The 24,993-nt window shown below is 71.4% G+C and carries 21 protein-coding genes; 8 read left to right on the forward strand and 13 right to left on the reverse strand.

Annotated features, from left to right (window positions below; genetic code table 11):
- Nucleotides 1-3 precede the first annotated feature (3 nt).
- Nucleotides 4-1,266 carry a sugar ABC transporter substrate-binding protein gene (locus P2P98_RS01605; protein WP_275796540.1) on the reverse strand — a complete coding sequence of 421 codons (1,263 nt, stop codon included), beginning with the start codon at nucleotides 1,264-1,266 and terminating at the stop codon, nucleotides 4-6.
- A gap of 341 nt (nucleotides 1,267-1,607) precedes the next feature.
- Between P2P98_RS01605 and P2P98_RS01610 the strand changes: the two genes are divergently transcribed.
- Complete coding sequence (locus P2P98_RS01610) at nucleotides 1,608-2,423, forward strand: type IV toxin-antitoxin system AbiEi family antitoxin domain-containing protein (protein WP_275796542.1); 816 nt, start codon at nucleotides 1,608-1,610, stop codon at nucleotides 2,421-2,423.
- A gap of 513 nt (nucleotides 2,424-2,936) precedes the next feature.
- Here the strand turns inward: P2P98_RS01610 and P2P98_RS01615 are convergent.
- The 3 genes from P2P98_RS01615 to P2P98_RS01625 all read right to left on the reverse strand — a co-directional run bounded on the left by P2P98_RS01615 (nucleotide 2,937) and on the right by P2P98_RS01625 (nucleotide 7,345).
- On the reverse strand, nucleotides 2,937-3,542 hold the full coding sequence (locus tag P2P98_RS01615; protein ID WP_275796544.1) for a TetR/AcrR family transcriptional regulator: 606 nt from the start codon (nucleotides 3,540-3,542) through the stop codon (nucleotides 2,937-2,939).
- Nucleotides 3,543-3,619: 77 nt separating this feature from the next.
- On the reverse strand, nucleotides 3,620-5,233 hold the full coding sequence (locus P2P98_RS01620; RefSeq protein ID WP_275796546.1) for a glucoamylase family protein: 1,614 nt from the start codon (nucleotides 5,231-5,233) through the stop codon (nucleotides 3,620-3,622).
- A gap of 633 nt (nucleotides 5,234-5,866) precedes the next feature.
- Complete coding sequence (locus tag P2P98_RS01625; RefSeq protein WP_275796547.1) at nucleotides 5,867-7,345, reverse strand: helix-turn-helix transcriptional regulator; 1,479 nt, start codon at nucleotides 7,343-7,345, stop codon at nucleotides 5,867-5,869.
- A gap of 127 nt (nucleotides 7,346-7,472) precedes the next feature.
- Between P2P98_RS01625 and aceA the strand changes: the two genes are divergently transcribed.
- Both aceA and aceB read left to right on the forward strand, forming a co-directional pair.
- Entirely contained in the window at nucleotides 7,473-8,789 is a 1,317-nt protein-coding gene (gene aceA / locus P2P98_RS01630; RefSeq protein ID WP_275796549.1) for an isocitrate lyase, read from the forward strand.
- A 139-nt stretch (nucleotides 8,790-8,928) separates the two neighbouring features.
- Nucleotides 8,929-10,602 carry a malate synthase A gene (gene aceB, locus P2P98_RS01635; RefSeq protein WP_275796551.1) on the forward strand — a complete coding sequence of 558 codons (1,674 nt, stop codon included), beginning with the start codon at nucleotides 8,929-8,931 and terminating at the stop codon, nucleotides 10,600-10,602.
- A gap of 49 nt (nucleotides 10,603-10,651) precedes the next feature.
- On the opposite strand, the gene P2P98_RS01640 is transcribed toward aceB, so the two are convergent.
- From P2P98_RS01640 to P2P98_RS01675, 8 genes are read right to left on the reverse strand one after another with little or no spacing between them, the layout of a single operon-like run.
- Nucleotides 10,652-12,160, reverse strand: coding sequence for an AMP-binding protein (locus P2P98_RS01640; RefSeq protein WP_275796553.1), 1,509 nt, complete (start codon nucleotides 12,158-12,160; stop codon nucleotides 10,652-10,654).
- A complete protein-coding gene (locus P2P98_RS01645) occupies nucleotides 12,153-12,761 on the reverse strand; it encodes a phosphohydrolase (protein ID WP_275796555.1) in 609 nt (202 codons plus the stop codon). The genes P2P98_RS01640 and P2P98_RS01645 overlap by 8 nt, the downstream gene beginning before the upstream one ends.
- A complete protein-coding gene (locus P2P98_RS01650) occupies nucleotides 12,754-14,580 on the reverse strand; it encodes a VWA domain-containing protein (protein WP_275796557.1) in 1,827 nt (608 codons plus the stop codon). Before P2P98_RS01650 ends, P2P98_RS01645 begins: the two co-directional genes overlap by 8 nt.
- Nucleotides 14,577-15,230: a potassium transporter Kef gene (locus tag P2P98_RS01655; RefSeq protein WP_275796559.1), complete on the reverse strand. Its 654-nt coding sequence runs from the start codon at nucleotides 15,228-15,230 to the stop codon at nucleotides 14,577-14,579. Before P2P98_RS01655 ends, P2P98_RS01650 begins: the two co-directional genes overlap by 4 nt.
- The gene (locus tag P2P98_RS01660) at nucleotides 15,227-16,798 is read right to left on the reverse strand and encodes a MoxR family ATPase (RefSeq protein ID WP_275796561.1); all 1,572 of its coding nucleotides are present in this window, start codon (nucleotides 16,796-16,798) and stop codon (nucleotides 15,227-15,229) included. Before P2P98_RS01660 ends, P2P98_RS01655 begins: the two co-directional genes overlap by 4 nt.
- A 9-nt stretch (nucleotides 16,799-16,807) precedes the next feature.
- Nucleotides 16,808-17,878, reverse strand: a complete 1,071-nt coding sequence (locus P2P98_RS01665) for an AAA family ATPase (protein WP_275796563.1) — start codon at nucleotides 17,876-17,878, stop codon at nucleotides 16,808-16,810.
- The gene (pnuC, locus tag P2P98_RS01670; protein ID WP_275796565.1) at nucleotides 17,871-18,479 is read right to left on the reverse strand and encodes a nicotinamide riboside transporter PnuC; all 609 of its coding nucleotides are present in this window, start codon (nucleotides 18,477-18,479) and stop codon (nucleotides 17,871-17,873) included. Before pnuC ends, P2P98_RS01665 begins: the two co-directional genes overlap by 8 nt.
- A gap of 56 nt (nucleotides 18,480-18,535) precedes the next feature.
- Nucleotides 18,536-19,327: a DeoR/GlpR family DNA-binding transcription regulator gene (locus P2P98_RS01675; protein WP_275796566.1), complete on the reverse strand. Its 792-nt coding sequence runs from the start codon at nucleotides 19,325-19,327 to the stop codon at nucleotides 18,536-18,538.
- 76 nt (nucleotides 19,328-19,403) lie between these two features.
- On the opposite strand from P2P98_RS01675, the gene P2P98_RS01680 reads away from it, so the two are divergent.
- The 3 genes from P2P98_RS01680 to P2P98_RS01690 are packed head-to-tail and all read left to right on the forward strand — an operon-like array spanning nucleotide 19,404 to nucleotide 22,032.
- Nucleotides 19,404-20,054, forward strand: a complete 651-nt coding sequence (locus P2P98_RS01680) for a hypothetical protein (RefSeq protein ID WP_275796567.1) — start codon at nucleotides 19,404-19,406, stop codon at nucleotides 20,052-20,054.
- 53 nt (nucleotides 20,055-20,107) lie between these two features.
- Nucleotides 20,108-21,400 (forward strand): MFS transporter, encoded by a 1,293-nt coding sequence (locus P2P98_RS01685; RefSeq protein WP_275796569.1) that lies wholly within the window; start codon nucleotides 20,108-20,110, stop codon nucleotides 21,398-21,400.
- Between the two features lie 53 nt (nucleotides 21,401-21,453).
- Nucleotides 21,454-22,032 carry an AAA family ATPase gene (locus P2P98_RS01690; protein ID WP_275796571.1) on the forward strand — a complete coding sequence of 193 codons (579 nt, stop codon included), beginning with the start codon at nucleotides 21,454-21,456 and terminating at the stop codon, nucleotides 22,030-22,032.
- Nucleotides 22,033-22,054: 22 nt separating this feature from the next.
- Here the strand turns inward: P2P98_RS01690 and P2P98_RS01695 are convergent, their stop codons facing one another.
- Nucleotides 22,055-23,350, reverse strand: coding sequence for a chloride channel protein (locus P2P98_RS01695; protein WP_275796573.1), 1,296 nt, complete (start codon nucleotides 23,348-23,350; stop codon nucleotides 22,055-22,057).
- Between the two features lie 92 nt (nucleotides 23,351-23,442).
- Between P2P98_RS01695 and P2P98_RS01700 the strand changes: the two genes are divergently transcribed.
- Both P2P98_RS01700 and P2P98_RS01705 read left to right on the forward strand, forming a co-directional pair.
- Nucleotides 23,443-23,766 (forward strand): hypothetical protein, encoded by a 324-nt coding sequence (locus tag P2P98_RS01700; protein ID WP_275796575.1) that lies wholly within the window; start codon nucleotides 23,443-23,445, stop codon nucleotides 23,764-23,766.
- A gap of 38 nt (nucleotides 23,767-23,804) precedes the next feature.
- Nucleotides 23,805-24,993, forward strand: a 1,189-nt coding sequence (locus P2P98_RS01705) for a pyridoxal phosphate-dependent aminotransferase (RefSeq protein ID WP_275796577.1), incomplete at its 3' end; no start/stop codon positions are given.

The following is a 24,993-nucleotide window of genomic DNA, read 5'->3' on the forward strand; positions in this document are numbered from 1 at the left end:
ATCTCAGCCCAGGCCCAGCTGGTCGGCGGTGGCCTGGAGCTCCTTGAGACCGTCGGCCGGCGACTGCTGGCCGAGGCGGATCTTCTCGAGCATCGCGTCACCGGCCGCGGCGACCTGCACCCAGGTCGTGACGGCGGGCACCGACTTGGCGGTCTCGAGCTGCGTACCGAAGGCCGCGAGGGTCTTCGACGAGGCCAGGGCGTCGGACTTCCAGGCATCCTGGACGGCCGGGAGGTCACCGGTCGCCTCGTACCAGGCAGCCTGCGTCTCGGGCTCGGTCAGCCACTGCACGAGCTTCCAGGCGCTGGCGGCGTTCTTCGAGTTGTCGAACACGGCGAGGTTGGCACCGCCGCTGAACGAGGTGGACGACTTCTTCGCGGGCAGCACGGCCGTCGAGATCTTGTCGCCGAAGCCTTCGCCGCCCAGGTCGTTGAGCAGACCGATGAACGCCGGCCCGTCGATGAACATCGGCGTGTTGCCCGAGACGAAGTCCGCCTCCTGCGCGCCGGCCGAGCGGTCGGCGGCGGGGTTGGCGATGCCGTCGGTGTAGAAGCTCTGGTAGTAGTCGAGCGCCTCGACGGTCTCGGGGGTGTCGAGGGTCCACTTCGAGTCGTTCTCGAGCTCGGCACCGTTCGACCACGGCATCCAGAGGTTCCCCTGGAACGAATCGTTGCCGGCGGGGAGGCGGATGCCGTAGTCGGCCCCGCCCTTGGACTGCATGTCGGCGGCCATCTGCTTCAGCTCGTCCCACGTGGTGGGCGCCTGGTTCCAGCCGGCCTGAGCGGCGATGTCGGTGCGGTAGTAGAGCACGCGGGTGTCGACGTACCACGGCACGCCCGTCGCGCGGTCGTCGATCATCGTCGAGTCGATCGCACCGGGGAAGATGCCGTCGGTGGAGAGGTCGGTCGGCACCGTCTGCAGCGCGTCGCCGAAGTCGGCCATCCACGTCGACCCGACCATCGCGAGGTCGGGGGTGTTACCGCCGGCGATCGCGGTCTGGAACTTGCTGTAGGCCGCATCCCACGGAACGGGCGTGACGTCGACGGTCACACCGGGGTTGGCCTCTTCGAAGGTCTTCACGAACTCGGGCAGCGCCTCGCCCTCGGCGCCCATCGCCCACATCGTGAGCGTGCCCTCGGCCTTGGCGTCACCGATCGTGCCCGCCTCGCTCGGACCGGAACCGGTGTCGGAGGTGCGCCCACAGCCGGTGAGGGCGATCGCCGCGGCGGCGATCACGGCCACGGCGCTCCATCGGGTCTTCTTCATCGTGTTCCTCCTCGAACAGGCACCCGTCGTCGGGTGCTCCTTCCGTGCGTCGTGGTTGAGTTTAAGCGCATAACCTTCGGGGGTGCAACCCGGGTCGGTACGGGGTCGGCCGCTCGCGCGCGTCGTCGCGGGCCGTGGCGCCGCCGCGCCGTCAGGCGGAGTTCGGGGTCGACACGCCGTTTCGCCGCGCGCCGTAGCGGCGTGTCAGGGCCGCACTCCGCCTGACGGCACACCTCGGGGGAGCGGCGACGCCTCCTCCCCAGACGATCAACCTGTCGATCCATCCACAAGTCGGGGCAGGACCGCCCCGAGCGGCGGGCCGCTTCGGCCATCCTCGGACGATGTGCCACACGTCATCCGTCCGCACCCGGGCAGAGCTGCTCGCCACGGGCATGACGCGCCGCGCGATCGACCGCGCGCTGCGGGCGGGGTCCCTCGTCCGCCTGCGACGCGGAGTGTATGCGGATGCCGACGCCTGCGAGCCCGTGATCCGCGCGGCGCTCCTCGGGGGACCGCCCGCGTGCGTCAGCGCTGCGCGACACCATGGCCTGTGGATCCTGGCCGACCCCGAACCCTTGCACGTCGGACTGAAGCCGCGCGGACATCGACGCGCAAACGGAGAGGTCTCGCACTGGGACCGTGACACCGTCGACGCCTTCGGCCTCCCCGCGGTGGCGCAGACCCTCCGGCAGGTACTCCGGTGCCGCGGGGTCGAGGAGTTCCTGGTCGCCCTCGAATCGGCACTCCACCAGAACAAGATCCAGGATGCCGATCTCACCTGGCTCGAAGCTCACACGAACGCCGCGGGTCGCGAGGCGATCGCCTTCGCCCGACGTGACGCCGAGAGCGGACTCGAGACCCTGGTCCGGTGGCGCTTGCGCCACTGGGGAATCGACGTGCGGACGCAGCAGGGCGTCGTCTCCGTGGGACGCGTCGACCTTCTCATCGGCGAGCGCCTGATCGTCGAGGTCGACGGCGCCGAGAACCACGCCGCCCCCGACCACAGGCACCGCGACCTCGTGCGCGACGCCCACGCCGCCGCGTGGGGATTCGTCACCCTGCGCTTCGACTACGCGATGGTCGTGCACGATTGGCCGACGGTCGAGCTCGCGATCCGCGCCCACGTCGATCGCGGCCTGCACCGCGCGCGGTCGTAACCGGTCTTCTCTCTCACGCCCGAGCGGCGTGTCGCCTCACGCGGCGTTCCCCACCGCGCGGCACTCACCGTCGCGCGGAGTCCGCGCCGCGCCACCCGCACCGTCGCGCGGAGTCCGTGCCCCGCCGCCCGCACCGTCCCGCGGAGTCCGTGCCCCGCCCGGTATCGGCCCGCCCGCCCCACGCGTACCGGCCCGCAGAGTCCACGCCGCACGCCCCCGTACCGTCACGCGGAGTTCTTCCGCGACACGCCGAGCCAGCGGCATCCACAACCCGCGTGTCATCCCGAACTCCGCCTGACGGCCCGCCCGGTGCGCCGCCCCCTACCCATCCGGACCGCCACCGCCCGCCCCGCCCCCGTACCGTCACGCGGAGTTCTTCCGCGACACGCCGAGCCAGCGGCATCCAGACGCCGCGTGTCGCCACGAACTCCGCCCGACGGCCCGCCCCCGACACCCCGACGCGCACCGACTCACCCGGACACGGAGGTGCGACGGAACACCGGATGCCAGAGTTCAAGCCCGAGGCCGCAGATAACCCCGCACGAACTCGGCGAACAGCGCCGGCATGTCGACCGACTCGTCGAGGAGCCACTGCTGCTGCAGGCCGTCCATCACCGCGCTCAGCAACCGCGCGGCATGCTCGGGGTCGATGTCGGCGCGCACCTCGCCGGCGGCCTGTCCCGCGCGCAGCAGCTCGGCGGCGGTCTCGGCACCGTGTCGGTACCGCGCAGCGAAGGCCGCGTGCGAGGGATGCGCGGGGTCCCCCGCCTCGGCGACGACCAGGGTGTAGAGCGAGGTGAGGCCGCGAGTGGTCGCGTTGTGCGCGACGACCTTCTGCATCTGCTCGACGAGGGTGTGCTCGTGCGGATCGCCGGCCGCCGCGCGGACGCGCTCGTCACGCTGGCGCAGCACCTCGGCAAACAGCTCCTCCTTGGAGGCGAAGTGATGCATGAGGCCCGCGGGGGTGAGGCCGACGCGCGTGGCGACCTCACGGAGCGAACCGGCCGTGACACCCGACCGCCCGAAGACCACGACGGCTTCATCGACGATGCGCTGCCGCGTCTGCTGCCCCTTGGCGTAACTGCCGCGGCGCGCGCGGGGAGGGGGTGCGTCGGTCATCGGCATCCTCTCCCCCGCCCCGGGCACACCGATGCCCGGCACCTCCGCGAGGCACCGGGCATCGAGCGATCGAGCCGTCAGGGACGCGAAGCGCCCCACGACGAGCCGAAGACCTGCTGCTCGATGGCGGGCCGGAGGTTCTGCTCCATCCTGTCATCGACCATGTAGTCCTTCAGCGAGCCGCCCGTCAGCGCGTTGCCGATCGCCGCCATGATCATCGACTGATCCAGCGACAGGTACCGCTCGGCGACCGTGCCGCTCTTCACCGCGACCGCGTCGTAGAAACCGCCGGGGCCATAGGCGCCGAGCTTCTTCTCGAGGCCGCGCAGGTTCTTCAGCACACCGGCGCGGTCGTAGGGCAGGGCGAGGAACGCGGCGTGCGGCGTGACGACACCATCGCCGAACGTCGGGTTCGGGTTCGTGCCCTCCGAGCAGCCGGGGCGGTCGACGTCGACGTCGGTCTTCTCGGCATCCGAGGTGTACCCGTCGGAGCGGATGCCGGCGATGTCGACGCCGTATTCGGCATACCCGCCGAACGGGTTGCTGGCGGGCGAGAAGCCCCAGTACCCGTAGCCGGCCTCGTCGAGGCCGTGACGCTTCTGCACCTCGACGGTGATCGGGTGGTTGACGCCCCACGAGCGCGGGCCCCACTCAGCTTCGGGGATGAGCAGATCGGGCATGAGCGCCTCGAACATGCTGCCTCCCCAGCTCGGGACGAAACTCATGCCGTCATAGGAATAGACGCCCTCGAAGACATCGACACCGTCGTAGGTGCGGGTGTCGCCGGTGGGCAGCTGCTCCTGCCACGCCCAGTCGCAGCCCGCGGGCATCGTGCGGTGCGTGCCGTACAGACCGGATGCCGGGATGGAGCCCTCCGCGATGCCGAGGTAGGTCGCGATGCGACTCTCGCTCACCGTCGTGTCGTAGTGGTGGCACGTGTAGAACGCCGTCTCGCCGCTGCCGTTGTACATCGGCGCCTCGACCGCGCAGCCGTCACCGGGAGGGGCCTCCCAGAAGCCGCCACGGTTCGTTCCGGCCGGCAGGCCCGCAGCCCCCGCGGTGTCGAAGAAGGCCGAGAAGTCCATCGACTCGTACAGCGCGTCGGCGCGGTCCGCGAGCGTCGGCTCCGCCTCGCGAACGATCCGCAGGCCCGCCGCGAGCCAGCCGTTGTCGACCGTACTGAGGAACGGGTGGATGACCTCGCCCGACGTCGGGAAGACCTCGAGCTTCGCGCCGGTGTCGGGGGCGTACCAGTTGTAATACATGCCGCTGCCCTCGTTGCGCTCCATCGTCTCGAGCGTCGCGACGGTGGCGGTGAGGCGCTCGCGCGCCTCGTCGGCGCTGATGATCGCGAGGTCGCGCGCGGTCACGGTCGACCAGAGGTAGCCGCCGATGTTGGTGGGCGAGGTGTATCCGGATGCCGTGGACTCATCGAGCGCGCCACCGATGTTGTCGTCGGGCAGGCCGGTGTTCTCGTGGGCCATCGCCGCGAGAGATGCCCAGGTGTCTGCGGCGTAGCGCTCGAGGTCGCGCGCGCCGGGGCCGGCGTGCGCGGGCGGTCCGGCATGACCCGGGGGTCCGGGCTTCTCGGTCGCGGCGGAGGGCGGCGCGGCGACGGCAGGGGATGCCGCGGCGAAACCGCCCAGGACGAGTCCGACGATCGCGGTGGATGCCGCGAGGGTGTGCTTCATGACTGCTCTCCTCATCGAAAGCGCTCCGGGGGGATGTGGAGCTCGCTGCTCAAAAACCTTACACATGTCAGGTTTCTCGTCAACCCATGGGCCTCGACGTGGGGCCTCGGTGTGGTGGCCGGGTTCGTTCCCGGACCGTCACGCGGAGTCCAGAGCCAACACGCCGGGACACCGGCATCCCGATCCGGCGTGTCGCCCACGAACTCCGCCCGACGGCACACCCCCGACCACCCCCGGGCCCACGAACTCCGCCCGACGGCACACCCCCGTCCACCCGCCACAACCAGCCCGAGCCGCGCACCCGGACCGTCACGCGGAGTCCAGAGCCAACACGCCGGGCCACCGGCATCCCGATCCGGCGTGTCGCCCACGGACTCCGCCCGACGGCACGCCCCCGTCCACCGGCCATTACCAGCCCGAGCCGCGCACCCGGACCGTCACGCGGAGTCCCGACCCGACACGCCGGGCCACCGGCATCCCGAACCGGCGTGTCACCCACGAACTCCGCCCGACGGCACACCCCCGACCACCCCCGGACCCCACGAACTCCGCCCGACGGCACACCCCCACCCCCCCCTACCCACGAACTCCGCCCGACGGCACGCCCCGGGACCGCGCCGCTGCCGCCCGCCGTCAGTCCGCCGGCGCGTGCGCCTGCAGGAACTCGTACATCTCCGTCGTGTCGACGCCCGGGAACGCCCCCGTCGGCAGGGTCGCGAGCAGCGTCCGCGGCGTGCGGACGTTCGGCCACGCCTGCCCGCGCCACGTGGCCTCGAGGTCGGCGGGAGGGCGGCGGCAGCACGTCTCGACCGCGTGCCGCGACACACCGCGATTGGGCGTATCCCGACCCCGGAACCACCGCGTGTCGTCGAAGCGCACGCCCACACTCACCGAGTGCGCGCCCTCGCTCGACTGCTCCACGCGCGCGGTGCACCAATACGTCCCGTTGCCCGTGTCGGTGTACTGGTAGTACGGGTTGAAGAGGTCGTCCTCCTCGAACACCACGCGACTCGTCCACCGACGGCAGCACATCTGCCCCTCGATCGACCCGAGGCGATCGGTGGGGAAATTCACGTCATCGTTCTCGTACGCCTTCGTGATCGTCCCCGACTCGTGCACCTTGAGGAAGTGCACCGGGATGCCGAGATGCACCGTCGCGAGATTCGTGAAGCGGTGCGCGGCCGTCTCGTACGACACTGAGTAGGCGTCGCGGAGGTCCTCGATGCTGATCGTGCGCCGCTCCTTGGCCTCGCGAAGCGCGGCGACCACGTGCGCCTCGGGCATCAGGAGTGCGCCGGTGAGGTAGTTCGTCTCGACGCGCTGACGGAGGAACTCGTCGTAGCTCGTCGGCTCGCCGTGCCCGAGGATCCGGCTCGACAGCGCCTGCAGCACCGCCGCGCGCGGATCGCCCTTCGCGACCTTCGTCGACAGGTACAGCCGGCCGTTCTTCACGTCGGCGATGCTGCGCGTCGACGACGGCAGGTCGGGCACGTAGTGCAGCGTGAAGCCGAGGTGCGCGGCGATGTCGCTCGCCCCGCGCTGCGTGAGGGGCCCGCCGGGATGCTCCACCGCTTCGAGGATTCCGGATGCCACGCGCTCGAGCTCCGGGAAATGGTTGTCCTGCGTGCGCATGAGGCGACGGAGGGCGACGTTCGCGCGTCGGGCCTCCTCGGGCGTCGCCGACCGCTCCTCCCGGAGGCGCTCGATCTCGGCCTGGAGAGCGAGCATCGCGGCGAGCGCCTCGTCCGGCACCGACCGCCCCACGCGGAACGGCGCGATCCCGAGCGCTTGGAAGGTCTGCCCGCGCATCGCCCGCTCCACCGAGAGCTCGAGAGTGGCGCGGGCGTCGAGGGGCTCGGCATCCAGGATCTGATCGAGCTTGCACTCCAGTGCCCGCGCGATCGCCTGCAGCAGCGTGAGCTTCGCCTCACGGCGACCGTTCTCGATCATCGACATCTGACTGGGCGCGCGACCGACCGCTCCGGCGAGGTCGTCGAGCGTCATGCCGCGCGCGGTGCGCAGTTGTCGGATGCGTCGGCCGATGGTGAGCGTGTCCACTCCCTCATCGTCGAGCGGGAGGGATGCCGCGGGAATCGAGACGCCGGTGTCCATACCGGCAGGTTCTCACAGAAGCGGAAGATCGCGCGATCTTCACAACGCGAATGTCGAAAACCGGGGTTGTTCTTCGCCCACAGTGGTCGTCACGGGCACCGAAGCCCCACATCCGAAGGAGAAGCTCATGACGATCCAGGCCACCCCCGCGCAGCCGCCGCTCCGCCCCGGCGACCAGACCGAGACCGCCGCCGAGCTCCGTGCCGCTTGGGATGCCGACCCCCGCTGGGACGGCATCGAGCGCACGTTCTCGGCCGACGACGTCGTCCGCCTGCGCGGCAGCGTCCGCGAGGAGTCGACGCTCGCCCGCCGCGGAGCGGAGAACCTCTGGAACCTCCTGCACACCGAGGAGTACGTGCGAGCCCTCGGCGCTTACACAGGCGGGCAGGCCGTGCAACAGGTCCGCGCGGGCCTGAAGGCGATCTACCTCTCCGGGTGGCAGGTCGCCGCCGACGGCAACCTCGCCGGTCAGACCTACCCCGACCAGAGCCTGTACCCCGCCAACAGCGTGCCCGCGGTCGTCCGGCGCATCAACAACGCGCTGCTCCGCCAGGACCAGATCGAGCGCGCCGAGGGGGAGATCACCCAGGACTGGCTCGCCCCGATCGTCGCCGACGCCGAGGCCGGCTTCGGCGGACCCCTGAACGCCTACGAGCTCGCGCAGTCGCTGATCCAGGCGGGGGCCGCCGGCATCCATTGGGAAGACCAGCTCGCGAGCGAGAAGAAGTGCGGTCACCTCGGCGGAAAGGTGCTCGTGCCGATCCAGCAGCACATCCGGACCCTCAACGCCTCGCGCCTCGCAGCCGACGTCGCGGGCGTGCCGACGGTGATCATCGCGCGCACCGACGCGCTGGCCGCCGACCTGCTCACGAGCGACATCGACGAGCGCGACCGCGAATTCCTCACCGGCGAGCGCACGAGCGAGGGCTTCTACCGGGTGCGCCCTGGTCTGGATGCCGTGATCGCGCGCGGCCTCGCGTTCGCCCCCTATGCCGACCTGCTGTGGGTCGAGACCGGGGAGCCCGATATCGAGCTCGCCCGCCGCTTCGCCGAGGCGATCCACGCCCGCTTCCCGGGCAAGAAGCTCGCGTACAACTGCTCGCCGAGCTTCAACTGGAAGCGCCACCTCGACGACGCGCAGATCGCGACGTTCCAGGCGGAACTCGCGGCGATGGGCTACGCCTTCCAGTTCATCACCCTGGCCGGCTTCCACGCCGTGAACCACTCGATGTTCGACCTCGCCCGCGGTTACGCCGAGCGCGCCATGAGCGCGTACGTCGAACTGCAGGAGGCCGAATTCGCCGCCGAAGCCGACGGCTACACCGCGACGCGCCACCAGCGCGAAGCGGGCACCGGCTACTTCGACGTCGTCTCGACCGCGCTCAACCCCGACAGCGCCACTCTCGCCCTCGCCGGCTCCACCGAGACGGCCCAGTTCCACTGACCCCCTGTTCTCCGTCCCACCCCCGTCGAGTGTCCAAGACACGCCGTAATCCACCCCTCTGTTACGGCGTGTTCTGGACACTCAACACTTCGCGGCCGCGAGCCGCCAGGGGACGCCACCGACACAGAAAGCCACGACCATGACCCTCATCACCTCTCCCCCGCCCACCCCGACCCGCGCGAGCACCGACGGATCCCGGATGCCGAGCGCTCCGGCATCCATCCCGCACCTGCGCCTCGAGCGCCCCCTCGAAGGACGGGATGCCGAGATCCTCACCCCCGCGGCGATCGCCTTCGTCGCCGAGCTCCACGACCGCTTCGCGCGGCGCCGGCACGACCGCCTAGCCGCGCGCGAGCGCCGGCGCTTCGAGATCGGCACGGGCGACGACCCGCACTTCCGCGCTGACACCGCGCACATCCGCGACGACCCATCGTGGCGTGTGGCCGGCGCGGGCCCGGGCCTCGAAGACCGCCGCGTCGAGATCACCGGACCCACCGACCCGAAGATGACCATCAACGCGTTGAACTCCGGTGCGCGGGTGTGGCTGGCCGACCAGGAGGATGCCACCTCCCCCACCTGGCGGAACGTCATCGGCGGACAGCTCTCGCTGTTCGACGCGATCCGCGGGCAGCTGTCGTTCACGAGCCCCGAGGGCAAGCGCTACGAGGTCACCGCCGAGCGCACCCCGACGATCGTGATGCGCCCGCGCGGTTGGCACCTGCCCGAGAAGCACGTGACGTTCATCGACCGGTCGGGCCGCGAGCTGTCGGCATCCGGATCCCTCGTCGACTACGGGCTGTACGTGTTCCACAACGCGCACGCGCTGATCGCCGCGGGCCGCGGGCCGTACTTCTACCTGCCGAAGATCGAGTCGGCCGAGGAGGCACGACTGTGGGATGACGTGTTCTCGTTCACCGAGGAGCGTCTGGGTCTCGCGCACGGCACGATCCGTGCGACCGTGCTGATCGAGACGCTGCCCGCGGCGTTCGAGATGGAGGAGATCCTCTTCGCCCTCCGCGACCACTGCGCGGGGCTGAACGCCGGGCGCTGGGACTACATCTTCTCGATCATCAAGACCTACCGCGGGCGCGGGGCGCGGTTCGTGCTCCCCGACCGCAGCGAGGTCACCATGACGGTGCCGTTCATGCGGGCCTACACCGAGCTGCTCGTGCGGACCTGCCACAAGCGGGGCGCGTACGCGATCGGCGGGATGAGCGCGTTCATCCCCAACCGCCGCAAGCCCGAGGTGACCGAGGCGGCGTTCGAGAAGGTCGCCGCCGACAAGCGCCGCGAGGCCGGTGACGGTTTCGACGGCACGTGGGTGGCACACCCCGACCTCATCCCGGTGGCGCGCGCCGAGTTCGACGCCGTGCTCGAAGAGCGCGAGAACCAGCTGCACCGTACGCGCGAGGAGGTGGCGGTCGATCCCGCCGACCTGCTCGACCTGCGGATCGGCCTCCCCGTGACGACGGCGGGCGTGCGCGGCAACGTCTCGGTGGCGATCCGCTACATCGAGGCGTGGCTGCGGGGCCTCGGCGCCGTGGCGATCGACGACCTCATGGAGGATGCCGCGACCGCCGAGATCTCGCGCTCACAGATCTGGCAGTGGATCCACCAGGACCGCGAGACCGCCGAGGGTGACACGATCACCCGGTCCTTCGTCGAGGGCCTGCTCGACGAGGTGCTGGCCGAGGTGCCGCGCACCGACGGCGACCGCTTCGACGACGCCGCCGCGGTGTTCCGCGAGGTGGCTTTGCGTCCGGAGTTCCCGGCGTTCCTCACCCTGCCAGCATACGCGAAGTACCTCGACTGACGCCGGCCGGAGCCGCGAGCCCCCTCCCCGTCTCGGGAGGGGGCTCGTGTCACGCCGTCGCCGCGGAGCGGAAGCGTCGGGGCTTGCCCTCGCCGAGGTCGATGAGGCGGTCCACGCGCGCGACCTCGACCGGCTGCGCGAGCAGCACGACGAGAGCCTCACGGATCCGCGCGGCGTCACCACCGACCACCGTCACCTCGACCGGGCCCCCGGCGCTTTGCACGACCGACCAGCCGAGCGCGCCGTGGCTCTGCAGCTGCTGGGTGAGATCGACCGAGGGAACGCGCACGCCGGAACCGGTGACGAACTCGGTGTGCTCGCGCCCCTCGAGATCGGCGATCCCGACCGCACCATCGGGGAATCGCACGAGACGCCCCACGTCGCCCGTGCGATACCGTACGAGCGGGAGCAGCGGGTTCTCGCCCGCCGTCACCGTGATCTCGCCCATCTCGCCTTCGGGCACCGGGTCGCCCGCGGCATCCAGGATCTCGACGAGCACGCGCCGGTCCAGCACCCGGAACGGCCCGTCGTCGGTGCGCGCGGCGATCGGTCGCGTCTCGTGGAGGCCGTAGACGTCGATGACCGGGCACGCGAACGCGGTCTCGAGCTCGGCACGCAGGGGCCGCGACAACGCCATCGCGCCCGAGAACAGGGCGAGCGGCCGCAGCACCTCGCGCAGATCGTCGCTCAGCAGCTCGGCGAGGCTCGTCGGGTTGCCCGAGATCACCTGCGGGTTCGCGTCCGCGAGGAATCGGGAGCGATCGGATGCCGCGCGCCAGGCGCGCGCGTCGAGGTTCACGCGCGCCATCGCCCGGTGGGCGAAGCCGCTGATCAGCGAGATGTAGGTGAACGCCTGGCGCTGCTGCAGCACCCAGACGAGCGCGAGGCGCTCGGCATCCGGGGTCCACTCGACACCCGCACGGCGGGCGAGATCGACGAGGAGGTGGAAGCCCCGGGCGACCTCTTCGACGTCGTCGGGGATGACGAGCGCAGCTCCCGTCGAGCCCGAGCTCGTGCCGTGCAGCATGCGGTCGAGGTCGGCGTCGAGCGGCACGAACGCCGAGACGTCGGCCGCGAGATCGGCGCGGGCGATCGAGGGGAAGTCCGCGAGGGTGCGCAGCCCCGTGTGCCCCCGATAGAACGGGAGCTTCCGCGCCGTCGCGAGGTGCTCGTCGAGCCAGCCCTCGAGCGGAAGCGGCGTACGCGTGCGCTCGATCGCCTCGGCGGTGAGCCGGTCGCCGGTCGCGTGCACCCAGGCGGGCGCGGAGGGGTGGGTGCGCCAGCGGCGGAGGCGTTCCGCGGCGGGGGCGTCGAGGGTCGGCCAGCGCTCGGCATCCGTGAGCACCGCCGCGGAGCCCGGGCGGTACTCGCCGAGCGCGAGCGGATCGTCGGGGTCGGGCGCCGTCCCCGACTGCCGCCCACCGCCGTCGCTCCGCGCCGGGGCCATCGGGGCAGGTGCCGGCACCTTCGGCACGCCGCCGATGCCGCGGGACGGGTCTCCGCTGTCACTCCCCGCCACCGTTTCGGAGGCAGTCGGAAGGCCGCGGGGCTCACTCACTGGAGTACCTCGCCGCCGCCTCCCTCGCCCGGGCCTCGGCGAGCCGCCGCGCGATCTCTTCGCGGTGCTCGTACGCGGCGTAGGCCTCGGCGAGCGCGCTGCTGCGCCGGAGCGAGTCGCGCGCCTGCCAGAGCGCTTGCGCGGTCGCGCGATCCTCTCCCGCGGGGACGAACCCGGCCCACAGCAGGAAGGTGCGTGCCGCTTCCTCCCGGCGTTCGTCGTCGGCGAGCCAGTCGAGCGGATCGACGACCGGTGCGACCCGGAGCCCGAGGGAGTCGACGGCGCGGAGCGCCCACGGCCCGGCGAGGGTCGGGCGGAAGGGCTCGACGATCTCCTCGCTCGCGAGGAGCCAGAGCCCGATCGCCGCGCCGCGGCGCACCCGGGCATCGTCGGCGTAGGCCGCAGAAGCGCACTCGGCACCCGCGATGTCGCCCGACAGCGCCCTGATCGACACGTCGTCGTCGAGGAACGACCGCGGCACACTCGACAACCGTGCGGCGACCGCGTCGAGCGCGGGCCCGGGGCGCGCGAGCGACCAGGTCTCACCCTCGGGCGGGGCCATGCTCGCCCAGACCTTCAGGAGTTCGTCGGCGTCAGCCATTGAGCACCTCCGCCAGGGTCGCGCACGCCGCGGGGGCGTCGTCCATCGTCTCGAGATACAGCGTCTCGTAGCCGGCGGCCCGCGCGAGCGGCTCCACCTGCCGCGACCGGTCGAGGACGACGAGCGTGCCGGTCGACAGCGTGGACCGCACCTGGGCCGCCACCCCGGCTCGGTCGGGATCGCCCGCCCCGAACATCGACACCAGGCCGTCGTCCGAGAGCACGACGAGATGGCGACGATCCTCGGCGCTCGCCGATCCCCGCCCCGCGGCGCGGCGCTCGAGCAGGTCGAGCGGGAAGGTCGTCCCGCCGCCGAAGAAGTGGGCGAGGTCGCGAACGACGCGGACCGGGTCGTGCGTGAAGTCCTCGCTGCCGGCGACCTGCCCGGGGCCCGAGAAGCTCGCCATGCGGACCCGGCCGCCGCCCCGCAGGATCGACAGCGCCAGGATCGTGCCCGCCAGCACAGCGGGTGACCCCGATCGAGGGTTCGGCATCGATCCGGACGAGTCGATGTACAGGTCCAGCGTGATGCTCGCCTCGCGCGGCACCGGCTCGTCGGCGAGGAAGGAGCGCCGACGGGTCGTGATGCCGGGGACGATGACGCCCCCGGCGCGCAGGGTCGCGGGCCAGTCGAGATCGGCCAGGTCGTCGCCGGTCTCCCACGTCTCGACGGGGCCGGGCAGTTCTTCGGCCGGCGTCGACGGTGCGCGCTGCGTGAAGGGACGCACCCATCGCGCGGCCTCGGAGCGGTACCACGCCGCGATCACGGCATCCTGGTCCGCGCCCGCGTACAGCTCGAGGGTCTCCGCGATGCCGAGCGCCTGTCCCGACCCGTTCCCCGCGGACCGTGCCGTGCCCGGCCCACGTCCGGTCGGCACAGGGAGAGGTGCCTGGAGACGGCGATCCGCCAGGACGCGACCGAGCTCGGCCGCGCCCGGGGGAGCCCCGTCGGCGGAACACGCGCCTCCCGGCATCCCTGCCCCGGACGCGCGCTCCGCGACGACATAGGGCGCCATCAGCACCCCGAAGCGCAGGGCGCCCGAGACGGCATCACCGGCGAACGTGCGCACGAGCTCGGCCAGCGTGTCGGCGTCCAGGCCGGGTCGGGTGATGGTGGCTTCCGCGAGCTCGCGCGCCGCCTGTTCGGCCTCGGCGCGGGCCTCGCGCATCCGATCCTCGCGGCCGCGATAGCTCCCTCGGCTCTTCTCCTTCTCGCGGTGCTCGGTGGCTGCCCGCGGCGGAGGAGCCGGCGGCGGATCGATCGCGCACAGCGTCCCACCCGGCAGATTCCACAGCAGCTCGTACGTCCGCAGGTACACCCACCAGAGCCGACCGCCGGTGTCGCGTGAGGCGCGGTAGAGCGCTCGCGACAGCCGCACGATGCCCGGCTCACCCGCTCCGTCGCGCCGCCGCTGCAGCAGGGCCACCCGGGCGTTGACGAGCAGGTCGGTCCACAGGTTCGACAGCATCGCGACATCGTCGTCTCGCACCGAGCTCGCTCCCGCCGCGACGAGAGTCCGCGCCAGCTGGTGGCGGATCTTCAGCGAATCCAGACGCGTCCCGGGGGCGAGGGCGTGGTGACCGAGCTCGTGCGCGAAGACGCTCTCCATCTCGCCCGCGCCGCCGAGCTCGGCCACCATGCGCGGGTCGACGACGATCGCCGGGGGAAAGCTGAACCATGCCGGGGCCCCGTGTCGGCGTCCCGCTCCGGGCTGCAGCTCGGCGTCGTGCATGTGCACGCCCCAGAGCTCCTGCGCGCTCTCCCACGCGCGGCGGACGTCCCCCTCGAGCGCGGCCGTCTTCACGCGAGGCCCCGTCACGCGGGCTCCGCGACGTAGATCCACGCGAGGTACGACTCGGCGAAGGTGAGGAGGGATGCCGTGGGCCCCGCGCCCCGTCCGAGCGCCGTCAGCGGCTCCCCCTCGAGCGCGACGAGTCGCGAGCCCCACACATCGGCGTCGACGCGCCACCAGCGCTCCCCCGCGCGCACGGCGAAAGCGCCGTCGTCGTGCAGCGGTCTCGGGTCGGTGGGCGGGGCGGTCCACGCACCCCCGAGCCCGGCGAAGCCGCCGACCGCACACACGTACCCGCGCTGGCCCGCGCGACCCGGCCACCAGAAGCGGTCGGTGCGCTGGCGCTCGGCGAACGCGCTGAGCTCGCCCTCGGCGATACCCAGCGCGGCCGCGGCCGCGGCCGGCGGGACCTCGGGGAGGTGAGCGAGGGCGTCGTCGCGGAGGCCCAGCACCCCGGCACGCCAGCCCGCGATCCCCGCGAGGGCGACGACGAGATCGCTCGGCCCATCGACCGGCAGCATCGCCTGCCCGGCGGCGAGCCCGTGCCAGAACCGCTCGGCGGACCCGCCCGCCGACTCGACGTTGATCCCCGCGCGCTCGAAGTCGAGCCCCGGGACGTCGGTCGGCACCCCGGTCGGCGGCTCGGTGTCGGCGAGATGCCCGGGGCGACGGATCACGCCCGCCCCTCGACCCAGCGGAGGTAGGCGGTGTACCGCTGGTGCAGGTACTTGAGCGCGGTCAGGTCGTCGAAGTCGCGGCCGTACAGCTTGCCCGAGGTCGACGCGGCGCGCAGGCGCGCCTCGACCGCCGTCAGGCGCCGCGAGGCCTCGACGGCGGAGACCCCGTCGAGTCCGGCATCCAGTTGCGCGAGAAGCTCTCCGACCGGATCCTGACGTCCGCGTCCGAGCGCGTCGTACTGCCGGCACGACTCGGCGAACAGATCGCTCAGCCAGCTCATGAGGTCGGTCGACAGCTCGCGCTCGACGCCGACGTCGAACCGCGGGTGCGTGGGGTTCGGCAGCAGCTTGCCCCGCAGCACGAAGGGCACCATCGCCGCGACGTCGGCGATCGAGACCTCGTCGCGCCCGCGGAACCACGCGACGGCCTTGGCGTACACGATGAGGGTCTGCAACGCGCGCACCGACAGCCCGTTCAGCGTCTGCGCGCCGAGGTCGGCCATGAGGTCGGCTCCCGAGTTCGCCTCGATCGTCTCGGCGACCTTTCCACCGGCGGTCGTGACGGTGTCCTTCGTGCGGTACTCGAAGCGTCGCCCGCCGCCCTGCACGAACTCGAAGTGACTGAGGAAGAACTCCAGTCGCCGCCGTACCTCGACGGGCACGGGCACCGCGCGGATCGCCGCCCGCATCGCGGTCTGCTCCTCGGGCGCGAAGACGAGCTCGGCGGGGACGTGCTCCTCGGGCTTCTCGCCGGCTTCGACGCGCGTGATCAGCTCGTCGAGGAAACGGCTGTTGAACCCGGCCGCGGGCACCGTGACGTCCATGCGGTCGCGGAGCGCCTGGATGACCGGGAACGTCCCCCCACCGGCGTCGTCGTTCGCTGTGAAGAACCAGCTCTCGACCCCCGACACAGGCGCCGTCTTCCTGAGCTGGTCGTGGCTCTCGACGTACCCCTCGGCGACCATCGTCAGCAGCGCCGACTGCGTCTTCGTGGGGATGCGATTGTACTCGTCGACGATCTTGACCGGCCGCGACAGCCAATCGCGCCACGCGACGCCGACCTCGGCGAGACTCGCGGCGTTCATGAGGTCCCGGGGAAGAGGGATGCCGACGAGGTCGCTGATCGTGAGCTGCGGCTGTCCCTGCTGCACCCCGCGGCGCACGTCGTCGGGCGTGGAGCCGGCGAGGACGCCCATGAGCACCGCGACGGTCGTCTTGCCGCGCCCCGGACCGCCGACGAGTAGGCACTTGCCCCCGACCGCGAAGCTCAACAGCGGAAGGAGGACGTTGGACGAGAACGACGCCTCGCTCGGCAGGGTCAGCTCGGCGCCCGCGTCGCCGAGGGCGTAGGCGAGCGGCGCGCCAGACGAGAACTCGACGTCGTAGTACGGCGAGATCACCGCGCGGTTGACGATCCAGTAGTAGGTCTGGCGGAGCTTCTCGTCGAGCGGCACCGCGACCGTCTCGGCGGTGTCACGGAACAGGTCGGCGGCCGTCATCGAGGCCGTCCCCTCCCCCGTTCCCGCCGTGGTGGGTGCCTGCGAGAGCTTGTGCCAGCGGTCCGCCATCGCGCCAGCCTAACCGCCGGCCCGCCGCCGGAGCTCCTCTTGCTCGGCGTGCGGTCGACCCTCCATGGGAGCGGCGAACGAGGTCGCTTCGGCCACCGCTCGACGGATGGCGGGGAGGGCGGATGCCACCCGCTCGGCGACCGTCCCTCGCACCTCGAGCCACGGCACCGGTTGCGCCGCGAGCACCTCGCGGAATCGTTCCTGCATATCGGCGCGGATGTGTTCGCCGTCGCGCATCCCGTCCTGAACGAAGGGGATCTCGTCTCCCGTGAGGACGTACAGCGCCGGGCGGTGCGCCGCGGCCCGCGCGAAGATGCGCGGTGCGGGCGTGCCCACGTACCGCTCGTGCCACAGGGCGGTGGCGAGCACGTCGGTGTCGCAGACCAGCACGGGACGCGGCGCCCGGCGAGCGGCATCCTGTTCCCAGACGATCTGCCGGTCGACGACGAGGTCGAACTCGTCGCTGCGCCAGGGGGCCTCGAGCCCGCCCTCGCGGGTCTCACTCAGCTCGCGACCGTACTCCGGCACCCAGAGCGTGCCGAGCTCGGCGGCGAGCGCCTCGGCGAGCGTCGTCGAGCCCGTCGACTCAGCGCCGAGCACGACCACGCGCGCGGCGAGGTCCGCGCGCACCGTCGGCGAGAGCTCGTGCCAGTGGGCGTCGAGGTCACCGCGGATGGCCGTTCCCGAGACGGGGTTGATGCGTCGACCGGGGTCGATCTGCACCCAGTCCGCGCCGAGGCGGCGCGCGAGTTCCGCCCCGTACTCGTCGGAGGTGAAGACGACGTCGACCGGTTCGTCGAGAAGCCCCGCGATGGTCGCGGTGTGCGCGTCCCACGCCGTGTCGGAGGCGAAGTCGACCGGGGTGTCATCGAGAAGATCGACCACGCGCACCGTCGGGTGGTCCGCGCGCACCCACGCGGCCCGCCTGTCGAGGGGGATCGACTCGACGGATGCCGCGATCACCTCGACCGTGACCTTCTCGCACGCGCGCACGGCCGAGCGGATGAGGTGTGCGTGCCCGACGTGGAGGGGGTAGAACTTGCCGACGACCACGCCGTGGCGGTAGCGGCGCTCAGGCACGGGCGTCCGCCGCGGGCACGGCATCCGACGACTCGCTCTGCACACGGCGCCACGACCACAGCCCGCTCACGCACAGCCCGATGAACAGGGCGTACAGCGCGGCGATGATCCACAGTCCGGTGGCGATCGAGAGCGCCACGAAGGCGACGTCCACACCGATCCACACGAACCAGTTCTCGATCCACTTGCGGTTGAGCATGTACTGCGCGACGAGGCTCGCCGAGGTGGTCGCGGCATCCGCCAGGGCGACCTGCGAATCGGTGAAGGTGGCGAGCACCCAGGTCAGCAGGGCCGTCCCCGCCACCGCGGCGACGATGAGCCAGGGCACGGCGCGCAGGGGTGTCCGGGCGACGTACTCTCGGTCGTGTTCGACCCCGCGCGTCCAGCGCCACCACCCGTGCACACCGAGCACGAGGTAGACCACCTGCAGGGCGGCGCTGGCGTAGAGTCCGGCCGGCACGAACACCATGAGGAACACGAGGTTGTTCGCGATCCCGATCGGGTACGTCCACACGTTCCTCCGTGCGGCCAGCAGCACACACGCGGCGCCCGTCGCGAAACCGAGGATCTGCGTCCACTCGGTCAGAATCCACTCGATCACCCGTCGAGCCTAGGTGCGACGATGAAGCGACACGCGCTTCGTGACCCGGTGTCTCCTCAGTCCTCCGCGGTCCACAGCTCGACGCCCATCTCGGCGATCGCCGCCGCCGCACTCTCGGGCAGCTCGGCGTCGCTCACGATGACGTCGAGCGCGTCGAGGGGCACGACCCGGAAACGCTCCGCGGTGCCGTACTTCGTGCTGTCGGCGACGAGGGCGCCCGAGGTCGCGGCATCCAGAACCGCTCGCTTCAAGACGACCTTGTCGAGCTCGGGGGTCGTCAACCCGTGCGCGGTGTCCCAGGTTCCGGTGCTGAGGATCGCGAGGTCGAGGGTCATGGCCGAGACGGTGGCGGCGGCGAGGGCGCCGCTCGACGAACCGCTCGCGGCATCCACGACCCCTCCGGTGTGGATGACCTCGATCGCGGGGTGCGCGTACAGCGCCGAGACGGTGAAGAAGTCGTTGGTCACCACGGTCAGTCCGCGCCGCGCCGTCAGATGGGGAACGAGCGCTTGACACGTCGTCCCCGCGTCGATGAAGACGGTCATGTCGTCCGTGATCAGCGCGGCGGCTCGACGGGCGACGGCCTCCTTGCGCGGGAGCTCGAGCACCGCGCGAGAACCCCGCTCGCGCGGGGGCTCCACACCGGTGCGTTCGCGAAGGCGCACGCCGCCCTGCACGGCATCCACAAGACCCTCGTCCTCGAGCGCGGCGATGTCGCGTCGCACGGTCATGTGCGACACCCCCAGCGACGAGGCCAGGTGACGGATGCTGAGAGCCCCCGCTCCGCGCAGGAGACGCATCAGTTCGCGCTGACGCTGTTCCGGGATGAGGGGTGGCGGTGTCGACATCCCTCCGAGCCTAAGCCTCCGCGGACATGAGACATCGTGTTCTACCGTGTGAATTTTCGTGATACCGTGTGCAACGATGTTAAAGAAGCACGAAGTCCTCTCCGCCGTCGTCGACACCGGCGTGGTTTTGATCGTCCGCCTCGATTCCCCCGACGAGGCGCTCGCCGTCTCTCGCGCCGCCGTCGCCGGTGGCATCCGGGCCCTCGAGATCACCCTCTCGGTGCCGCGGGCGCTCGAGGTCGTGCGCACCCTCGCCGACGAGTTCGGGGATCACGTCGCCGTGGGCGTCGGAACGGTTCTGGATGCCGAGATGGCGGTCGCGTCGGTGCAGGCCGGCGCGCGCATGCTCGTGAGCCCGAACCTGAACCCCGACATGATCCGCGCGGCCAATCGGTATCAGGCGCTCACGATCAGCGGGGCGTTCACCCCCACCGAGATCGTCGCCACCATGGAGGCCGGCGCCGACATCGTCAAACTGTTCCCGACCGAGATCGCCGGCCCCGATTACCTGCGCACGGTCATGGCGCCGCTCGCGCACGCCCCGATCCTCCCGGCAGGCGGCGCCACGCGCGACAACGTCGGCGACTGGTTCGGCGCCGGGGCCCTCGCGGTCGGCGTCGGAAGCGCCATCACGAAGGCCGCCCGCCCGACCGGCGACATGGCCGACGTCACCCGAGCAGCGGCGGACTTCCTCGCCGCCGTGGCGAGCGTCCGCACGCCGCACTGACCCCCGCGGCGGACCGCGACGTCCGCCGTCACCCGATCACGAAGGAGTGGACCATGAGCGAGACGACGGCTGACGCGCCGGTGCTCACGCGCGACGAGAAGAAGACGATCCGGATCCGATGGTTCCTGGTCGGCTTCCTGATCCTCGGCGGGGTGGTGAACTACCTCGACCGATCGACCCTCAGCGTGGCGAACACCACGATCGCCGGAGAGTTCGGGCTCGACCCGCTCGCGATGGGTCTGCTGCTGTCGGCGTTCTCGTGGCCGTACGCGATCGCGAACCTCCCCGCCGGTTACCTCGTCGACAAGTTCGGGCCCAAGAAGATGTTCGCGTTCGCCGCGGGCGCGTGGTCTCTCGTGTCGATCGTGACCGCGGCCGCGAACTCCTTCGGCGTGCTCTACGCCTGCCGCGTCGCCCTCGGCATCACCGAGTCGCCGTTCTTCACCTCGGCGCTGAAGGTCAACGAGCGCTGGTTCAACAAGTCCGAGCGGGCGCTCCCGGTCTCGCTCGTCAACACGGGCTCGCAGATCGCCAACGCGATCGCCCCGCCGCTGCTGACCTTCCTTCTGCTGACGATGAGCTGGCGCGGGATGTTCATCATCGTCGGAGCCTTCGGCATCGTCGTCGCCCTCGTGTGGCTGCGCATCTACCGCGACCCGACCCTGAAGGAGCAGGCGCTCATCAAGGGCGCCGAGGCCGAGGCGCGCGTCGCCGCATCGGTCGAGAAGGTCGGCTGGGGACGCCTGCTGCTGCAGTCGAACACCTGGTTCATGGTTCTCGGCGCCTTCGGCATCTTCTACACCGTGTGGGTCTACCTCACCTGGCTCCCCAGCTACCTGCAGACCGCCCGCGGCTTCAGCCTCGCCCAGAGCGGGTGGCTCGCGTCGCTGCCGTTCCTCTGCGGCATCATCGGCGTGATCTTCGGCGGCTGGCTCTCGAACCGGCTCGTCCGCCGCGGTGTGAACACCGTCCGCGCGCGCAAGATCCCGATCGTCGGCGGGGCGATCCTCGCCGCCGCGGCGGTGCTCCCCGTCGCGTACGTCGACAGCACCCCGCTCGCCATCGTGCTGCTGTCGGTCGGCTACTTCGCCTCGCAGGTGCCGATCGGGTGCCTCTGGACCCTCGCCTCCGACGTCGCGCCGTCGAACCAGGTCGCCTCTCTCGGCGCCATCCAGAACTTCGGCGGATTCATCGGAGCGGCCGTCGCCCCCGTGGTCACCGGGGCGATCCTCACCTCCACGGGAGGCAACTACACGACGGTGTTCCTCATCGGCGGAGTGCTGCTGCTGGTCGGCGCCCTGTCGTACGGACTGTTCGTCAAGGACCGCTCCGCCGCGGCATCCTGATTCCGCGCGGGGAGGACGACCTCTCGTCCTCCCCGCCCTCCGGGAGGAACCCCATGACCGCACGACTGTTCTTCGTGATCGGCCCGGCCGGCAGCGGCAAGTCGACCGTGAGCACCCTCATCGCCCGCCGCATCGGTGCCGCGTACCTCGACAAGGACTCCGTCGCCACCGCCTTCACCGAGGCTCTCCTCGAGGCCGCGGGGAGCGACAAGAACGAACGCGACAACAACCCCTACTACCAGGACGTGGTGATGGGGCTGGAGTACGCGACGCTCCTCCGCCTCGCCGGCGACAACCTGCGCCTGGGCAACGATGTCGTGCTCGACGCCCCCTTCGTGCGGTACTTCCCGGAAGAGGACTACCTCGAGCGCGCCGCAGCCGCGCACGACTGGCCCGCCGATGTCGTCATCACCGTGGTGCACGTGACGGTCGACGGTGCCCTCGTCCGGGACCGCGTCGATTCGCGCGGCTACGGCCGCGACGCCTGGAAGCTCGCCCACTGGGACGAGTTCTGGGCCACGGCGCAGGCCGCCGACTGCCGGTGGCGGGGCGCGCACCACGTGCTCTTCGACAACAGTGCGTCCGGCGCCGATCCCGCCGCGCTCGAGGCCGCTCTGGCCGCCTTCGTCTGAGCCGGCTCTCGCGACCGAGCGATCAGGGACGCGCCGGGTCGATCGGCGTGAACCGCCGCAGCCCCGCGCGCGAGCTCAGCCGCGAGGCGGCGAGCGACCCCGCCACCGCGAGGAAGATCGGCAGCAGCAGGGTGAAGCCCGTGTCGGTGAACTCGATGATCAACGCGATCGCGGTGAAGGGCGCCCGCATGTTGGATGCCAGGAACGCGGCCGCCGCGACGATCGCGAGCGCCGTGCCGTCGGCGCCCGGCCAGATCAGTGCCCACCCGGCCGCCGCGGCCGCGCCCAGCGCCGCACCGATCGCGACGGAGGGCTGGAGCGTGCCGCCGATCGCCCCCGAACCCAGCGAGATCGTCGTCGCGACGTACTTCAGTAGAGCGAGCAGGAGCAGCAGGAGCGCGGGCTGCGACAGGTCGAAGCCCGCGGTGGCCAGGGCGCGACCGTTGCCGAGGATCAGCGGGAAGAACGCCCCGAGCACCCCCACGGCCGCGAACGTCACGGGCAGGACGACGAGCAGTTTCCAGCCCGTCGGCCGGAAGCGTCCGAGCGCCTTGGTCACGGTCGCGAAGCTCGTTGCGCCCCAGCCCATGAGCGGGCCGATGAGGACGGCCGCCACGACGAGCGAGGCGTTCACCTCGAGCGCGGGCACCTCGTAGAGCGAACCGTCGCCGACGAGGGGGCGCGCGACGAGCGTGGCGATCGCGCTGACGGTCAGGGCGACGACCGCGCCGCCGACGCTGAACTGCGCGAGCAGGATCTCGATCGCGAACAGCGCACCCGCGAGCGGGACGTTGTAGACCGCCGCGAGACCGGCACCCGCCGCCGAGGCGATGAGGATGCGCCGCCACCGCGCGTCGAGGCCGAACCAGCCGACGATCTTCGAGCCCGCCATCGCGGAGAGCTCGCGCGGCGCGACCTCCTTGCCGATCGAGGCGCCGAGGGCCACCGAGGTCACCTGGATGACGGTGTCGGCGAGCGTCTCCCACCACGGCATCCGGGCGCCGTCGACTCCCTGCTCGACCGTGGCGAGCTTGCGACCGAATCGCCGCAGCAGATACCACCCGAGCGCGGCGACGACACCCGCCCCACCCACGGTGACGATCGGCAGCCACCACGGCGACGGCAGCGCGAGGCCGTCGAGGAACGGCCCCTCCTCGTGACCCCACACGAGGTGCTCGATCGAGTGCACGATCCACACGAGCAGCAGCACCGCGAGGCCGGTCGCCAGCCCGACGATCAGCGTGGCGAGGCCGAGCTTGGACAGCGCGAGGACGGCACGACGATGAGGGCGCGTCCGCGCCAGGGGCTCTGCTGTCACCCCGCAACGCTAACGGACCCGTGTGACCATCTCGTGACGCCGCCCGCCCGGCGTCTCGACCGCTCGCGCGGCGAGCGCGCTACGGTGACCCCATGGCCACTGCCCCCGCCTCCCCCCGGCGCCCCGCCGACGTCCTCGGCATCGTCGCGGTGATCCTCGCCGCCGTCCTGGTGATCCCGACGCTGTTCGTCTACGTCGTGGGCCTCGTCCCCGAGATGAACGCGATCTGGTGGATGGGCATCATCCTGCTCCCGCTGCTCTTCGCCGACGGGCTCCTCGTCATTGTGCTGTCCGTGATCGGCCTGATCGTCGCCGCACGCCGCGCGGGCCGACGCGCGTGGTCGATCGTGGCGCTGGGCCTCGGCATCCTGATGCTCGTTCCCGCCCTCCTCGTGCTGGTGCCCTGGCCGTCATGATCCTCGGCGCGCCAGCGCGAAAACATTAGGCTCTCCTTGTGACTTCCCGCGCCCCGCTCTCTCGCAAGCTCTCCGCCATCGCCGAGTCCGCGACCCTCAAGGTCGATGCCAAGGCGAAGGCCCTCCAGGCCGCCGGCCGCCCCGTGATCTCGTACGCGGCCGGCGAGCCCGACTTCGCCACCCCGTCGTTCATCGTGGATGCCGCCGCGAAGGCGCTGCAGGATCCCAAGAACTACCGCTACACCCCCGCCGCCGGCCTCCCGGTGCTGCGTGAGGCGATCGCGGCCAAGACCCTGCGCGACTCGGGCCTCGAGGTCGCGCCCTCGCAGGTCATCGTGACCAACGGCGGCAAGCAGTCGGTGTACCAGGCGTTCCAGACCGTGGTGAACCCCGGCGACGAGGTGCTGCTGCCCGCGCCGTACTGGACGACCTACCCCGAAGCGATTGCGCTGGCCGACGGCACGCCCGTCGAGGTGTTCGCCGGCGCCGACCAGGACTACAAGGTCACCGTCGCGCAGCTCGAGGCCGCCCGCACCGACAAGACGACGGTGCTGGTGTTCGTGTCGCCCTCGAACCCGACCGGCTCGGTGTACACCCCCGAAGAGACCGCCGAGATCGGGCGCTGGGCCCTTGAACACGGCATCTGGGTCATCACCGACGAGATCTACCAGAACCTCACGTACGAGGGTGTCAAGGCCGTCTCGATCGTCGAGGCCGTGCCCGAGCTCGCCGAGCAGACGATCCTCGTCAACGGCGTCGCGAAGACCTACGCCATGACCGGATGGCGCGTGGGCTGGATGGTGGGCCCTGCGGATGCCATGAAGCTCGCCGGCAACCTGCAGTCGCACCTGTCGAGCAACGTCAACAACGTCGCCCAGATCGCCGCGGCGGCCGCGCTCAACGGCCCGCAGGACGAGGCCGAGCAGTTCCGTCTCGCCTTCGACCGCCGCCGTCAGCTGATCGTGTCGGAGCTGGCGAAGATCGACGGCGTCGAGGTCCCGAACCCGCTGGGCGCGTTCTACGTCTACCCCGACGTGCGGGGCCTTCTCAACCGGTCGTGGGACGGGGTGACGCCGACGACCTCGCTCGAGCTCGCCGACCTGATCCTCGAGAAGGCCGAGGTCGCCGTGGTTCCCGGCGAGGCCTTCGGCCCGAGCGGCTACCTGCGCCTGTCGTACGCCCTCGGCGACGACCAGCTCCTCGAGGGCGTGCAGCGCCTCCAGCGCC

Origin of the sequence: Microbacterium sp. Kw_RZR3, assembly GCF_029222405.1 — a bacterium.
GTDB lineage: Bacteria > Actinomycetota > Actinomycetes > Actinomycetales > Microbacteriaceae > Microbacterium.